We start from the raw sequence: 14,204 nt of genomic DNA, 5'->3' as shown, positions 1-14,204 counted from the left end.
TTTATCCCCGATGGGCTGCGCAGCAGTCCTGAAACCTGAGCAATCAGGTTGATCTGACACACCATTGAGGGCCGCTTCGCGCCCCATCGAGGATAAATCCCCTCGCCACGGAATTTGGCCAGCCTTACAAGCCGCGCACGTCGCGGTCTTCAATCGGCCGGCTCTGGCGCAAACGCCGGCCGCCGAGCACCACCCAGTCAATCAGACGAATCAGGCACTCGATGCCGAACGACAGCAGCAACGCGCCGCTCATGCCCCAGATCATCGCTTCCGGAGTCAGCAGGATCTGGTAGCTGTAGCCGTTCCAGGTTTCCTTGCGAATGTCCGGGTCGGCGGCCAGCACCACTTGCAGGAAGCGGATGTACCACGGGCCCTGCATCGCCTGGAACTGTTTATCCAGCGCTGTCTGGCGGTTGAGCAAGGTGCTCAGGCTGTCGGCATCGCTGCGAAATACCGGGTCATCACTGGCGCGGTAATGCGCGACCAGCGCCTGCAAGTCGCCCTTGAAGAACTGCTCGGCGGTGCCCTGAAAACCGCGCAGACCGGTCTGCGCTTCGATCAGATGAGCTTCGACGCGTTTGGCGTAATCGTTGATGAAACCCGGCACCTGGACACCGATCAACAGGCCCGCCGCAAACAACACCAGCCGTAGATAACTGAGCAACATCGGGGAGAGATCCTTTATTCGGTCGTGCCCTGGCTGACGCATTCGCCGCGTCGCCACAGGCTCCATTGGCCCGGTTCGTAACGGGTCCAGGTTTCGTTTTCGGTCAAAGGCTCGGTGGCGATCACCGTGACCACGTCGTTGGGCGTGGTTTCCGCCTGGAAATCGACGATCACATCGACATCCTTGAGCCGCGCCGGGCCGAACGGTGCGCGCCGGGTGATCTGTGCCAGTTTGGTCGAGCAATAGCAGAACAGCCAGTCGCCGTCGCTGAGCAGGCAGTTGAACACGCCTTTGCTGCGGTATTCGGCACATGCAGCGACCAGATCCGGCAGCAGCACTTCTATATCGACCGGTTCCGGGAATGCTGCACGCACGCGGTTGAGCAAATCGCAGAACGCCGCTTCGCTGTCGGTATCGCCCACCGGGCGGTAGAAACTCTTGATCGGGGTGAAATCGGCGAGCTGGCCGTTGTGCGCAAAACACCAGTTGCGCCCCCACAGTTCGCGCACAAACGGGTGAGTGTTGGACAGGCAGACCTTGCCGACGTTGGCCTGACGAATGTGGCCGATGACCACTTCGCTCTTGATCGGATAGCGCTGCACCAGGTTGGCGACTTCCGACTCACTGCTCGCGGCCGGATCCTGAAACAGACGCAAGCCGCGGCCTTCATAGAAGGCGATACCCCAGCCGTCGCGGTGCGGGCCGGTACGCCCGCCGCGCTGCATCAGGCCGGTGAAGCTGAACACGATATCGGTCGGCACGTTGGCACTCATGCCCAGTAGTTCACACATGTGCTGACTCTCGTGATTACAGGCGCGGCTCGACGCGCATGCGCTGCGGATTGTTCGGCAATGGCGGGCGACCGTAACGGTCATCACCGGCAGCGCCGAACGGCTGATCGTCGTCGCGATCATCGGCACGCGCCGCCGCTTTGGCCGCCTCGGCCTGCTCGCGGCGGGCGCGCGAGGCGCGTTCGATCGGGAAGCGGATCAGCACGAAAATCAGGTAGATGCCGAACGCAATCATGCCGTACATGAACAGATCGGAAATCGCCCGCCAGGCGTTGTTGCCGACCTTGAAGGCCAGGTCCAGCGCGGTGATGGCGATCGACGGTGCAACCTTGGCTTTCACCGGGTCAATGATGGTCGGGCTGAACAGCAACACTGCCATCAGCACCCGCAGCGGCTCGCGCAGCCAGCGCCACATCCAGCGGGTCAGGCGCATCCATACCAACAGGCAGCCCACAGCAGCAAAGGCGTAGAGGCCCCAGGCGATCAGATAGTCGTTCTCGGTCATGGTGTCCATGGCAAGGCAGGCAAAGAGGCGCTTATAGTAACGACTTTTCGCCCGTCAGGCTTGTCCCAATGCCAGACGGCCTGCCGCAATCATTGTGGGAGCGGGCTTGCTCGCGAAAGCAGTGTGTCAGCCAAATAAGTCTTTACTGACAGGACGCCTTCGCGAGCAAGCCCGCTCCCACAGGTGCTGCGGCGGTTTCACGATCCGCGAAAACCTTTATTCCGAACATTGTCCGAGAGCCTTCCATGCCCGAATCCGCCCACGTCCTCCGCGCCCCGATCGCCCGCAAGGCTGCCGGTGCCGACCCGTATGCCTGGCTGCAGGAACGCGACACCGACGCGGTGCTCGACTACCTCAAGGCCGAAAATGCCTATCAGGAAGCACAGACCGCCGATCAGGTCGGCCTGCGCGAGAGCCTGTTCGAGGAGATCAAGGGCCGGATCCTCGAAACCGACCTGTCCCTGCCCTCGCCTTGGGGCCCGTATCTGTATTACACGCGCACCACGGCGGGTGACGAGTACGCCCGCCATTACCGTTGCCCGCGTCCGGCCGATGACAGCCTGACCCTCGACGAAAGCCGCGAGCAACTGCTGCTCGACCCGAACGTTTTGGCCAACGGCGGCTTCTTCTCGCTCGGCGCGTTCAGCATCAGCCCGGATCACCAGCGTCTGGCCTACAGCGTCGACGCCTCGGGCGACGAGATCTACACACTGTTCGTCAAGGAGCTGGCCAATGACAAGGTCAGTGAACTGGAATTTCAGGACTGCGACGGCAGCATGACCTGGGCCAACGACAGCCTGACGCTGTTCTTCGGTGTGCTCGACGACACCCATCGCCCGCACAAACTGTTTCGCTATCGCCTCGACGGCACCGCCGCCGAAGAGGTGTTCCACGAGCCGGACGGGCGTTTCTTCCTGCATTGCTACCGCTCCAGTTCCGAGCAGCAATTGCTGCTGACCCTGGGCAGCAAGACCACCAGCGAAGTCTGGGCGCTGGACGCGCATCAGCCGCACCTGCCCTTCACTTGCCTGGCGCCACGGGTCGAGGATCACGAATACGATGTCGATCACGGCGCGCTGGATGGCGTGTGGACCTGGTTCATCCGCACCAACCGTGACGGCATCAATTTCGCCCTGTATCAGGCGCCGGACACCGGTGTGGTACCGAGCGAAGCCGACTGGCAGAACCTGATCCCGCACAGCGACACGGTGATGCTCGACGGCGTGACGCTGAACACCGCGGCCATGACCCTGAGCCTGCGCGAAGGCGGTCTGCCGATCATCGAAGTTCATCCGCAAGGCCTGACGCCGTATCGCGTGCAATTGCCGGACGCGGCTTACAGCCTCTATGTGCAGAACAGCCTGGAGTTCGAGAACGACTGCATCCGTCTGCGTTACGAGGCGCTGAATCGTCCGGCACAGGTGCGCCAATTGCTGCTGGCCAGCGGCGAGCAAACCGTGCTGAAAGAAACCCCGGTGCTCGGCCCGTTCGACGCCGACGCCTACGTCAGCCAACGCCTGTGGGCCACGGCGCCGGACGGTACGCAGGTGCCGATCAGTCTGGTAATGAAACGCGAAATGGTCGGCAAACCGGTGCCGCTGTATCTGTACGGTTATGGCGCCTACGGTTCCAGCCTCGATCCGTGGTTCTCCCATGCCCGCCTGAGCCTGCTGGATCGCGGCATGGCCTTCGCCATCGCCCACGTGCGTGGCGGCGGTGAGCTGGGCGAAGCCTGGTATCGCGCCGGCAAACAGGAACACAAACACAATACCTTCAGCGACTTCATTGCCTGCGCCGAATTCCTGATCCTCAACGGCATCACCACCGCCGAGAAACTGGCGATCAGCGGCGGCAGCGCTGGCGGCTTGTTGATTGGCGCGGTGCTCAATCAGCGCCCGGACCTGTTCGGCGTGGCGATTGCCGAAGTGCCGTTCGTCGACGTGCTCAACACCATGCTCGACCCGGACTTGCCGTTGACCGTCACTGAGTACGACGAGTGGGGCAACCCCGAAGAGCCGGACGTCTACGAGCGGATCAAGGCCTACGCACCGTACGAAAACGTCACCGCGCAGGATTATCCGGCAACCCTGGTCATCGCTGGCTACAACGACAGCCGCGTGCAGTACTGGGAAGCGGCCAAGTGGGTGGCGAAACTGCGCGCGACCAAGACCGACGACAACCTGCTGCTGCTCAAGACCGAACTCGGTGCCGGGCATGGCGGGATGAGCGGGCGTTATCAGGGATTACGTGACGTAGCGCTCGAATATGCATTTGTGTTCAAGGTTTTGGGCCTGGCCTGAGGAACTCCGTCGGTCACTTGGGTCTTAATTCCAGACCCCGGTGGTCGATACACCACAAATCCCATTGTGGGAGCGGGCTTGCTCGCGAATGCGGTGGGTCAGTCGACACTGATATTGACTGAACCACCGCATTCGCGAGCAAGCCCGCTCCCACAGGGGTTCGTGTAGTGCCTGAAAACCGTGAAAACAATAAAGACCGCAATGACATGTCAGAACCCACCCTGCTGAACAACGAAATTCGCGACTGGCTGATGGACTGTGGCCTGTTCGATCAATTGCAACTGGCGGACTTTGCCGCGGCCTCGGGCTACTTCAGCATCAGCACCGTGGCGGAGGGCGAAGCGATCTTCCGTGAGGGCGATGCCGGCAGTTTCATGTGCATCCTCCACACCGGCCAGGTCGCGGTGCAAAAGACTGGCCCCGACGGCCAGGTCATCACCATGGCCACCCTGCGCAGCGGGCGGGCGTTCGGGGAAATGGCGGTGCTCGATGGTGAGCGCCGTTCGGCGACCTGCGTCGCGGCGAGCAACTGTCAGTTGCTCAACCTGGGCAAGGACTCGCTGGAAAAAATGCTCAACGACGCGCCGAAGATCGCCGCGAAAATCATCCGCGCCCTTGCCGTGTCACTCTCCAAACGTTTGCGCATGGCCGACGGCCAACTGGCGGCGCAACAGGTTTAACCGCCGGGGGATTTGACCTTGGTGCCGCTCGGCTCGATGCCCGGCACCGGTTGATCCTTGCTCGGCGGGCTGGGCATTTCGATCGGCACCAGCGGCGGGCTACCACTGCCGGCACCGACCTTCGGTGCGCTGATCGGGGTAATTTGCGGATACGGGGTCGGCGTGGCGGTTCCCGGCGAGCCGGGTTGCGGCGTCGGGCTGACCGGAATGGTCTGCTGCGCCTGCACTGCAGTAATCGAGAGCGCGGCCAGGGCAATGACCGTTAGAATGGTGCGCTTCATCAAGGGCTCCGTTTGGCCTTTAGTCTGCGCTCAGGCTACTCCCAACGGGCCTGCTTGCCTTCCCCCTTGTAGAGATTTCCATGAAACGTTTCGTTCTGCTCGACACCACGCCGATCCCTGACAACGGTGGCGCCCTGTGCCTGTTCGAGTATGGCGAGGATTTCGTCATCAAGATCCAGGGTGGCGACGGCGGGCAATTGATGAACACCCGCATGCACGGTTCGGAAGATGCGCTGGCCGAGATCCCTTGCCGCAAGGTCGCCGGCCGGCCGAATTCGCGTGTATTGATCGGCGGTCTGGGCATGGGGTTCACCCTCGCCTCGGCGCTCAAGCATCTGGGCAAGGGTGCCGAGGTGGTGGTCGCCGAACTGGTGCCCGGCGTGGTCGAGTGGAATCGCGGGCCGCTCGGTGAAAAGTCCGGACGACCATTGCTCGACCCGCGCACAGTGATCCGTCAGGACGACGTGGCCAAGGTCCTGCAAAGCGAGCCGAACGGCTTCGACGCGATCATGCTCGACGTCGACAACGGCCCCGAAGGCCTGACCCAAAAGGCCAACAGCTGGCTGTACTCCGCCGCTGGCCTCAACGCCTGCGCCAAGGCCCTGCGGCCCAAAGGTGTGCTGGCGGTGTGGTCGGCCAGCGCTGACCGGCAGTTTTCCGACAAATTGAAGAAGGCCGGGTTCAAGGCCGAAGAAGTCCAGGTCTTCGCCCACGGCAACAAGGGCACCCGCCACACGATCTGGATTGCCGAGAAGCTCAAGGGCTGAGCTAAACTCTGCACATAACCGTCATTAGTCTTTTTACAAAGGTGAACCCATGAGTTCGTCCACCCCGACCAACACGTCGAAGCTCGATCGCATCCTTGCCGACAACCAGCGCGACAAGGAAATGGGCTACCGCGACAAGGCCCTGAAGATGTACCCGCACGTCTGCGGCCGCTGCGCCCGTGAGTTTTCCGGCAAGCGTCTGAGCGAATTGACCGTGCACCACCGCGACCACAACCACGACAACAACCCGCAGGACGGCTCGAACTGGGAGCTGTTGTGCCTGTACTGCCACGACAACGAACACTCGCGCTACACCGACCAGCAATATTTCGGCGACGGCTCGCTGAGCACACCAAAAATCGCCAAGGCCACGCATAACCCGTTTGCTGCCCTCGCCGGGTTGATGAAAAAAGAAGATTAAAGTTCTTCATTGGCCCGACTGGCCCCTTCGCGAGCAAGCTCGCTCCCACACTGGATCGGTGTCATACACAAAACCACTGTGGGAGCGAGCTTGCTCGCGAAGGCGGCCGTTCGGGCACCGATAATCCCAGGTCTGACCACAACCGCCCAATCCCCGTATAATCGCCCTCTTTTTCCCGAAGGCACCCCGCTCGTGGCAGACAAACGTTACAGCTGCATTGGTTTGTACAACCCCAAATCACCGGAGAACGTCGGTTCGGTGATGCGCGCCGCAGGCTGTTACGGCGTGGCGTCGGTGTTCTACACCGGCAAGCGTTATGAACGCGCCGCCGATTTCGTCACCGACACCAAGCGCGTGCACTACGACATCCCGCTGATCGGCATCGACGACCTGAAAAAGATCCTCCCGCTCAACTGCGTCCCGGTCGCCGTGGAACTGGTCGAGGGCGCCCGCCCGCTGCCCGAATACACCCATCCGGATCGCGCGCTATACATCTTTGGCCCGGAAGACGGCTCGCTGGATAAAGAGATCCGTGACTGGTGTGAAGACGTCGTGTACATCCCGACCACCGGCTGCATGAACCTCGCTGCCACGGTCAACGTCGTACTCTACGACCGCATGGCCAAGGGCCTGAATACCCGCTCCGGGCCGAAATTCCGCTGAAACGTCGCACATCCGATGGAACGAGCCGGCCGCTGCGGCAGTCAGCTTATCTATCTATTGCACATTGCCTGGGAGACAGATCATGACCGAACTCAAACGCGTCCAACGTATCGATTCCACCCCGTTCCAGAGCCCGACCGAGCAGAACGTCCAGGGCTGGGAGCGCATTGGCTCGCTGGCCGGTGGCGTGATCATGGTCGGCAAGGGCCTGCGCCGTGGCGGCGTGTTCGGTCTGATTCAGGTGGCGATTGGCGGCGTGGCGATGGCCCGTGGCATCACTGGGCACAGCTCGGTGAAAAGCCTGCTGGAGAAAAGCCGTGAGGACATGAACAACGTCCGGGCGAAGATCGAACGGGCCGGGGAAGAACTGAGCAAGCTCAAGGCCAATGCCGAAGCGGCGACCAGCACCGCGACGGTGACCGGCAATGATTCGGTGAAATCGCCGAAGGCCGGGGTTTGAGCCTGAATTTTCGGTGAGGCTTCTGGCCTCTTCGCGAGCAAGCCCGCTCCCACATTGAACCGGGTTCCGTCAGTTGGAATGCGATCAAATGTGGGAGCGGGCTTGCTCGCGAAAGCGGTATTACTGAAGCAATGCGCTATCGAGGACTTTGGAAGACTCGCCCAGAACACTCTCGGCCAGTTGCACAAATTCCTTGGTACTCACCGTCCCCAGATGCATCGCCCCGCGCAACACATCATCCAGCGAACGTTTGTTGCGCGTCTTCAAGCGAATCTCGCGATCTAGTTCCTGCAAGACAATCACCGCTTTTGCAAGCTGCGCCGCACTGATCTGTTCGCCGCGCAGGGACGTGACTTTCTGACTGTCCTTGGTCAACTTCGCCTGCAACGCCTGATAGCGCTCATCGCTCATGCCCCCGGCACGCCGCACCAGTTCGATCGCGTAGTACTCGGCAAAGCCTTCGCTGATCCAGTCGCTGCGCTGTTCGTCATTGATGCGCCCGAACACCTGCGCCAGCTCGCGCACCAGCGCACTGCTGCCGCTCTCGCTGACCAGCGGCAAACGCGTGTTCAGGTAAATGGACTCATGCGCACCGAGGCTGCCGCGCCACATCGGGTCGTTGGCGCCGACAATCAGCAGTTTCTTCGGATGCCGGGGATAGACCGCTTGCACCTGCGGCCAGACGAACGTCAGCAAAGTCAGCACATCCATGCGCCGCATGCCCTGCCCTTGCGGTGAGGCCACGGTGACTTCGGTTTCGCCCAGGCGCGTGCGGCGGCTGCCGAGGTGACCGGCGAGCATCCAGCCGGTCGGGCGGTCGAACAGGCGTGACGGGTTGTCGATGCGGAATTTGTTCTTGCCGATGCGCGGCCAGGCGGTTTCAACGCTTTGCCAGCCATTGGGCAGTTCGAATTGCAGACGCGACACCAGCTCGATGCCATCCTGCTGATCGAGCCTGGCCGGCGGCACCAGATCATCACCACGCAGCAGCGCCCAGCTCGGGGTCATGCGCGTGTCGAAGCTGCCGCTCTTGCGGCCGTGGCTGATACTGACGCGATAAGTCAGGCTGGGCTTGTCGCCGATCGGGCGCCAGAGGCCCCGGGTCTGTTTGCCCGGGGTCAGTTGCCACTGGCCGTCGGCCTTGAAGTCGCTGTAATGGCTGCCGTCACCGAGGTCAAAGTCGAGACTGCGCACCGCTTCGCCTTTGGCCAGGGTCAGGCGTACTTCGGCCTGATCGCTTTGCGGCAACAGGCGCACGTGGTAATCCAGATCGACCTTCTTTGCCGCCCACACCGGCGCGCTTAGCGCCAGCAGGCCGATCAGCGATGCCCGCAGCAATCCCCCAGCCATACACACTCCTTGTTGAATCCTGGAAACCCTTGGTGCTTAACCAGCCCGGAAAATCAGGTGATCTTCCCAGTCGTCCTCCGGCACGCTGCCTTCGGCGAGCATGCGCCCGGACTGGGAAATCCGTTCGTGGTGCACGGCGTCACGATCGCCGCACACCAGGTGGTGCCACAGCGGCAGATCCTTGCCTTCACTGACCAGACGATAACCGCAAGTCGGCGGTAGCCATTTGAATTCTTCGGCCTGGCCAGGAGTGAGCTGGATACAGTCCGGGACAAACTTGATGCGATTCGGGTAGTCGCTGCACTGGCAGGTTTTCAGGTCCAGCAGTTTGCAGGCGATGCGCGTGTAATAGACGCTGTTGTCTTCTTCATCTTCGAGTTTCTGCAGGCAGCACAGACCGCAGCCGTCGCACAGCGATTCCCATTCCTCGTGATCCAGTTGCTCGAGGGTTTTGCGTTTCCAGAACGGTTCGACTATGGCGGCCATGGTTCAAGCATCAACATCAGGTGGTGAAAAGGCCGCCAGTCTAGTGCCCAAGGCCTTGCGGGCCAAGCGCTGGCGACTGTCGGTAAATCGCGCTTGTCAGCCGAATCGCCGCCCAGTAGGGTTTTGCCACGAATTCATGACTCAAACACAGCAAGGAATCTTTCGATGAGTGCCAACCCTCGCGTCGCCGATTACGCCATTCACCCGCAGTTCACCGACCGCTGGTCGCCCCGCGCCTTCACCGGCGAAGCGATCCCGGAAGAAACCCTGCTGAGCTTTTTCGAAGCCGCACGCTGGGCGCCGTCGGCCTACAACTCGCAGCCATGGCGCTTTCTGTATGCGCGCCGTGACACGCCGAACTGGGAACGCTTCCTGGGTCTGCTGAATGAATTCAACCGCAGCTGGGCGCAACACGCTTCGGCGCTGGTGATCGTGATTTCGAAAACCACCTTCACCGCACCCGGTGCCAGCGAAGAGTCCCCGGCGCTGTGGCACACCTTCGACACCGGCTCGGCCTGGGGCCACCTGGCGCTGCAAGCGAGCATCAGCGGCTGGCACACCCACGGCATGGCCGGTTTCGATCAGGAGCTGGCCCGCAAGGAGCTGAACATTCCGCAAGGTTATGCGCTGCATGCGGCGGTCGCGATCGGCAAGCTGGGTGACAAGGCGACCCTGGCCGAATACCTGCAGGCTCGTGAAGTGCCGAGCCCGCGTCGCCCGCTGAGCGAGCTGGCCGCAGAAGGCAACTTCACCCTCTAAGCCACCATGCAAAAACCACTGTAGGAGTGAGCCTGCTCGCGATGGCGTAGTGTCAGACAACATCAATGTCGACTGACACTACGCCATCGCGAGCAGGCTCACTCCTACAGGTATCGCGGTGGATTTAATATCCGCGGTTGAAATCCACTTCCCCGCGCAACGCTTCTCCCGCTTGATACGCCTTCAGGTTCTCGACAAACAACTGCACCATCAACGCCGGTGACGTTGGTGCCGAGCTGTGCCCGGTCAGCAGCAGGCCCCAGGCGGTCCAGAACGGATGGCGTTGCGGCAACGGCTCCTGACGGCAGACGTCGATCACCGCGCCCGCCAGATGCCCTTCCTTCAGGGCTTCCACCAGATCCGCATCAACCACTGCCACGCCGCGCCCGACGTTGATGAACAACCCGGTCGGCTTGAATTGCTTGAACAGCGCCGCGTCGTAAATGTCGTGGGTGTGCTCGGTATTCGGCAGCAGATTGACCACGTAATCGACCGCGCCCACCAGCCGTGGCAGATCCGCCATCGAGCCGACTTCGACGAACGGCGCCTGCTCGCGCGCGCTGCTGGCGATGCCGTACAACTCGACGCCGAACGGCAACAGGAACTGCGCCACGCTCTGGCCGATATCGCCGGTGCCAACGATCAGCACCTTGCGCCCGACCAGACTCTGGCCGGTGCGGTTGTCCCACTTGCGCTCGACCTGGCTGACCAGCCGCGCCAGCACTTCCCGCTCGTGGCCGAGCATGTAGGTCAGCACGTATTCGGCCATCACCTGACCGAAGATCCCCACTGCGCGGGTCAGGCGGTAATCGCGGCGCAAGCCGTCAGCGAGCAACGGCGTGATGCCGGCCCAGGTCGATTGCAGCCATTGCGGCTGATGGCCCTGACGCAGCAGGGTCGCCAGCAGATCCGGCTGCCCCAGCCACACCGGGCAATCGGCCGCCTGACGGGCCAGTTCGGCAGAGTCGCCACTGGTCAGTACTTCAAGTTCGGGGGCCGCCTGACGCAGCAGCCGGGCGTACACCGCGTGGTCGTGTTCAGCAATCAGAACGCGCATCTTCAAACCTTTCGCAAACCGTGCAGGCAACCGCCGAAAGAGCCGTGCTCCTTCGTGGCGGTCGTCGCCGTAAAATCAGTTCCAGGGTGGCAAGAGGCCCAGAACAGGGCCTCGCAGATCAGACCGGGTCGTTGCGTCGCAGCAATTCTTCGGGCAGGTGTTCGATGTACTCGTCCTCGGCCGGTGGCATCTGCAGGTGATAGCCCTGCTTGTCGAGGTTTTCCAGGACCACGACGATGTCCTCGCTGGCCAGCTTGCGCTCAGGCGACAGCACCAGATCGAAGGCATGTTTCGGCTTGCCGAACGCCAGCATCAGGGGTTCCGGCACACGCTCCAGAGCATCGCTCTTGAGCACATAAAGGTACATCCCGCTTCGCTTGGAGCTTTGATAAATGGAGCAAATACGTTTCAAGGCTGTTCTCCGGCGGTGGCCAGGCTGTCGAGCAGCTTCTGGCCCATGAGTTCGCGGCGCCAGCCACGCAGCGACTCAGGCAATTGATAAGGACCCTCGGGGAAGCCACTTTTAACCAGCGCTTCGAGGGTTTTCTTGCGCAGCATCAGTTCCGGGGCGATGCCCAGGCGTTCGGCTTCGACCTGGCCGAGGGCGCGCAGTTGCTTGATCAGCGCAGCCGCTTCGACCGGCAATGGTTCCGGCACCGCCGGCGGCCATTGATCAGGCCCCACACTGCCAGAGCGCTTGATCAGATCAAGCAGAAATTGGCCGTCCTGACGCACGGTACGCGGGTGCATGTCTTCGATCTTGCCCAGCGCGGCGAGGTTGTCCGGCTGCGTGCGGGCCAGCGGCCACAGCGAGTGCTCACGGACGATGCGGTTGCGCGGCAGATCACGGGCGCGGGCTTCTTTTTCACGCCAGGCGCACAACTCACGCAGCACCGCCAGTTGCGCACGGGACAGTTTCCACGCCAGTTTGGCTTCGCGGTAGACCTCGTACGGGTCGGTCTCGCGGCGCAGGTTGGCGACCAGTTCGGCGCCGTCCTCCAGCACCCAGGCGAATTTGTCGTCGGACAGTTTCGGCCGCAGCTGTACGAAAACTTCCGCCAGATGCACTGCGTCTTCAGCGGCGTAGCTGATTTGTGTGTCGGAAAGTGGACGCTGCAACCAGTCGGAACGGGTTTCGCCCTTCGGCAACTCAATGCCCAGCACTTCCTGCACCAGCCGCGAATAGCCCATCGAGAACCCGAGGTTCAGGTAGGCCGCCGCCAGTTGCGTGTCGAACAACGGCGCCGGCAGGCTGCCGGTCAGACGCAGCAGCACTTCGAGGTCTTCGCTGCAGGCGTGCAGGACTTTGAGCACCGCCGGGTTTTCCAGCAACGCCGCCAGCGGTTGCCAGGCGTCGATGCTCAGCGGATCGATCAGGTAGGCGCGTTTGCCGTCGCCGACCTGCAGTAAACCGGCAATCGGGTAGAAGGTGTCGACCCGCATGAATTCGGTGTCGAGGGCAACGAACGGCAGTTGCTGCCACTCGGCGCAAAACTGCGCGAGGCTTTCGTTGTCGCGAATCCAGTGAATATCGATGGCCACACGGCTCTCCCTTGAAGAATGGCGCGCAGTATATATCGCCGCCGGCGTTTTACGCGCCTGCGCTGGGCCAGAGCTGTAACGAAATGTCCTGCCAGAAAGAAAGAATAGTCTTACAGCGTGATCAGCAAGAGGAATCCGAACCTCCCCATGTAGGAGAGCCATATTTAATTTTTAAATAATGCTCGGGAAATCTGATTTGCCGATAAGTGCTGCGCGCCGCCTAATCGACAGCCTCCGCAATCCAGAGTCTGCCGATGGAAAACGTCCGCGCCAACACCCGCCCCGCTGCCTGGCTGATGTTCGGGATCATTCTCGTCGCACTCAATCTGCGCCCATCCATGGCCGCCGTCGGGCCGTTGCTGTCGGCAATTCGTGGCGATATCCCGCTGAGTTTCAGCGTGGCTTCGCTGCTGACCATGCTGCCAGTGATGGCGATGGGGCTGGCGATGTTTTTCGGCATCGGCATCAGCCGCCGGCTAGGCGAGCAACGCACGGTGATCCTGTCGCTATGGATTATCGGTCTGGCGACACTGTCGCGGCTGGTGCTCGATTCGGCACCGCAGTTGATTGGCAGCGCGGTGCTGGCCGGGATGGGTATCGCCCTGATTCAGGCGCTGATGCCGGTGCTGATCAAGTCACGCTTCCCCGACCATGTGGCGCTGTGCATGGGCCTGTATGTCACATCGATCATGGGCGGCGCCGCGCTGGCCGCCTCATTTTCGCCGCTGGTGCTGGGGCAGACCGGCAGCTGGCGCATCGGCTTGGCGATCTGGGCGGCACTTTCCTTGCTCGCGTTGTTGGTCTGGTGGACACAGTCGACCCCGTCATCCATCCAGAACACGCCTGTAGGAAAAGAGTCCTTCACGCGTAGCTCCCGCGCTTGGCTGCTGGCCTTCTTCTTCGGCCTCGGCACGGCGTCCTACACCTGCGTACTCGCCTGGCTGGCGCCGTACTACGTGGAACAAGGCTGGAGCGAACAGCACGCCGGCCTGCTGTTGGGTTTTCTGACAGCCATGGAGGTGATTTCCGGGTTGCTGACGCCGGCCATCGCCAACCGCAGCCGTGATCGTCGCCTGATTCTGGCTACGTTGCTGTTGCTGATCATTGCCGGTTTCTGCGGATTGATCCTCAGCCCGCAACACCTCAGCCTGCTGTGGCCGTGCCTGTTGGGGCTGGGGATTGGCGGCTTGTTTCCGATGAGCCTTATTGTCTCCCTCGATCACCTCGACAACCCGCAGCGCGCCGGCAGCCTGACCGCGTTCGTGCAAGGCATCGGCTACTTGATCGCCGGGCTTTCGCCGCTGCTGGCCGGAATCATCCGCGACCGGCTCGGCAGCTTTGAATGGGCCTGGTGGTCGCTGACCGCAGTGATGGTGGTGATGCTGCTGATAGTGCTGCGCTTCGACCCTCGGCTGTACGCCCGACACATCCGTTGAAGCCGAATGCCGCCGCCGGGCTAGAGGCCTGTTGCCATC

Annotated in this window: 17 protein-coding genes; 8 read left to right on the top strand and 9 right to left on the bottom strand. The window is 61.9% G+C overall.

All coding sequences use genetic code 11. The features are described 5' to 3' along the window. Nucleotides 1–124: 124 nt before the first annotated feature. The 3 genes from KCG87_RS10885 to KCG87_RS10875 are packed head-to-tail and all read right to left on the bottom strand — an operon-like array spanning nt 125 to nt 1,972. Entirely contained in the window at nt 125–667 is a 543-nt protein-coding gene (locus KCG87_RS10885) for a DUF2937 family protein (RefSeq protein ID WP_007969600.1), read from the bottom strand. A 14-nt stretch (nt 668–681) separates the two neighbouring features. Next, complete coding sequence (locus tag KCG87_RS10880) at nt 682–1,458, bottom strand: class II glutamine amidotransferase (protein WP_025110635.1); 777 nt, start codon at nt 1,456–1,458, stop codon at nt 682–684. Nucleotides 1,459–1,474: 16 nt separating this feature from the next. Next, entirely contained in the window at nt 1,475–1,972 is a 498-nt protein-coding gene (locus tag KCG87_RS10875) for an MFS transporter (RefSeq protein WP_086791999.1), read from the bottom strand. A gap of 236 nt (nt 1,973–2,208) precedes the next feature. Between KCG87_RS10875 and KCG87_RS10870 the strand changes: the two genes are divergently transcribed. Both KCG87_RS10870 and KCG87_RS10865 read left to right on the top strand, forming a co-directional pair. Continuing rightward, on the top strand, nt 2,209–4,263 hold the full coding sequence (locus KCG87_RS10870; protein WP_210557888.1) for a S9 family peptidase: 2,055 nt from the start codon (nt 2,209–2,211) through the stop codon (nt 4,261–4,263). 206 nt (nt 4,264–4,469) lie between these two features. Then, the gene (locus KCG87_RS10865; RefSeq protein ID WP_041070525.1) at nt 4,470–4,943 is read left to right on the top strand and encodes a cyclic nucleotide-binding domain-containing protein; all 474 of its coding nucleotides are present in this window, start codon (nt 4,470–4,472) and stop codon (nt 4,941–4,943) included. On the opposite strand, the gene KCG87_RS10860 is transcribed toward KCG87_RS10865, so the two are convergent. Then, entirely contained in the window at nt 4,940–5,224 is a 285-nt protein-coding gene (locus KCG87_RS10860; RefSeq protein ID WP_134785679.1) for a hypothetical protein, read from the bottom strand. The two genes, KCG87_RS10865 and KCG87_RS10860, sit on opposite strands and share 4 nt — an antisense overlap. An 80-nt stretch (nt 5,225–5,304) precedes the next feature. Here KCG87_RS10860 and KCG87_RS10855 point away from each other — a divergent pair, with 80 nt between their 5' ends. The 4 genes from KCG87_RS10855 to KCG87_RS10840 all read left to right on the top strand — a co-directional run bounded on the left by KCG87_RS10855 (nt 5,305) and on the right by KCG87_RS10840 (nt 7,535). Next, the gene (locus KCG87_RS10855) at nt 5,305–5,991 is read left to right on the top strand and encodes a spermidine synthase (RefSeq protein WP_003222615.1); all 687 of its coding nucleotides are present in this window, start codon (nt 5,305–5,307) and stop codon (nt 5,989–5,991) included. 49 nt (nt 5,992–6,040) lie between these two features. Further along, a complete protein-coding gene (locus tag KCG87_RS10850) occupies nt 6,041–6,412 on the top strand; it encodes a YajD family HNH nuclease (protein WP_003222612.1) in 372 nt (123 codons plus the stop codon). A 192-nt stretch (nt 6,413–6,604) separates the two neighbouring features. Next, nucleotides 6,605–7,075 carry an RNA methyltransferase gene (locus tag KCG87_RS10845; RefSeq protein WP_007911337.1) on the top strand — a complete coding sequence of 157 codons (471 nt, stop codon included), beginning with the start codon at nt 6,605–6,607 and terminating at the stop codon, nt 7,073–7,075. An 82-nt stretch (nt 7,076–7,157) separates the two neighbouring features. Further along, nucleotides 7,158–7,535, top strand: a complete 378-nt coding sequence (locus KCG87_RS10840; RefSeq protein ID WP_098967689.1) for a DUF2892 domain-containing protein — start codon at nt 7,158–7,160, stop codon at nt 7,533–7,535. 120 nt (nt 7,536–7,655) lie between these two features. Here the strand turns inward: KCG87_RS10840 and KCG87_RS10835 are convergent, their stop codons facing one another. Beyond that, complete coding sequence (locus tag KCG87_RS10835) at nt 7,656–8,885, bottom strand: hypothetical protein (RefSeq protein WP_210557890.1); 1,230 nt, start codon at nt 8,883–8,885, stop codon at nt 7,656–7,658. 36 nt (nt 8,886–8,921) lie between these two features. Beyond that, nucleotides 8,922–9,371: a YcgN family cysteine cluster protein gene (locus tag KCG87_RS10830; RefSeq protein WP_098967686.1), complete on the bottom strand. Its 450-nt coding sequence runs from the start codon at nt 9,369–9,371 to the stop codon at nt 8,922–8,924. Nucleotides 9,372–9,536: 165 nt separating this feature from the next. On the opposite strand from KCG87_RS10830, the gene KCG87_RS10825 reads away from it, so the two are divergent. After that, nucleotides 9,537–10,130, top strand: a complete 594-nt coding sequence (locus KCG87_RS10825; RefSeq protein WP_210557892.1) for a nitroreductase family protein — start codon at nt 9,537–9,539, stop codon at nt 10,128–10,130. Nucleotides 10,131–10,254: 124 nt separating this feature from the next. On the opposite strand, the gene KCG87_RS10820 is transcribed toward KCG87_RS10825, so the two are convergent. The 3 genes from KCG87_RS10820 to rnd form a co-directional block, all read right to left on the bottom strand. Continuing rightward, entirely contained in the window at nt 10,255–11,187 is a 933-nt protein-coding gene (locus KCG87_RS10820; RefSeq protein ID WP_003222601.1) for a D-2-hydroxyacid dehydrogenase, read from the bottom strand. A gap of 118 nt (nt 11,188–11,305) precedes the next feature. Continuing rightward, nucleotides 11,306–11,599 (bottom strand): YcgL domain-containing protein, encoded by a 294-nt coding sequence (locus KCG87_RS10815; protein ID WP_097086697.1) that lies wholly within the window; start codon nt 11,597–11,599, stop codon nt 11,306–11,308. Next, nucleotides 11,596–12,729: a ribonuclease D gene (rnd, locus tag KCG87_RS10810; RefSeq protein ID WP_097086696.1), complete on the bottom strand. Its 1,134-nt coding sequence runs from the start codon at nt 12,727–12,729 to the stop codon at nt 11,596–11,598. Before rnd ends, KCG87_RS10815 begins: the two co-directional genes overlap by 4 nt. Nucleotides 12,730–12,983: 254 nt before the next feature. On the opposite strand from rnd, the gene KCG87_RS10805 reads away from it, so the two are divergent. Further along, nucleotides 12,984–14,165: a cyanate transporter gene (locus tag KCG87_RS10805; protein WP_135295149.1), complete on the top strand. Its 1,182-nt coding sequence runs from the start codon at nt 12,984–12,986 to the stop codon at nt 14,163–14,165. Nucleotides 14,166–14,204: the final 39 nt, after the last annotated feature.

This window comes from Pseudomonas sp. MWU347 (assembly GCF_017947305.1).
GTDB classification, from domain to species: Bacteria; Pseudomonadota; Gammaproteobacteria; order Pseudomonadales; family Pseudomonadaceae; genus Aquipseudomonas; species Aquipseudomonas putida_A.
This window is presented reverse-complemented; position numbering and strand designations above follow the sequence as displayed.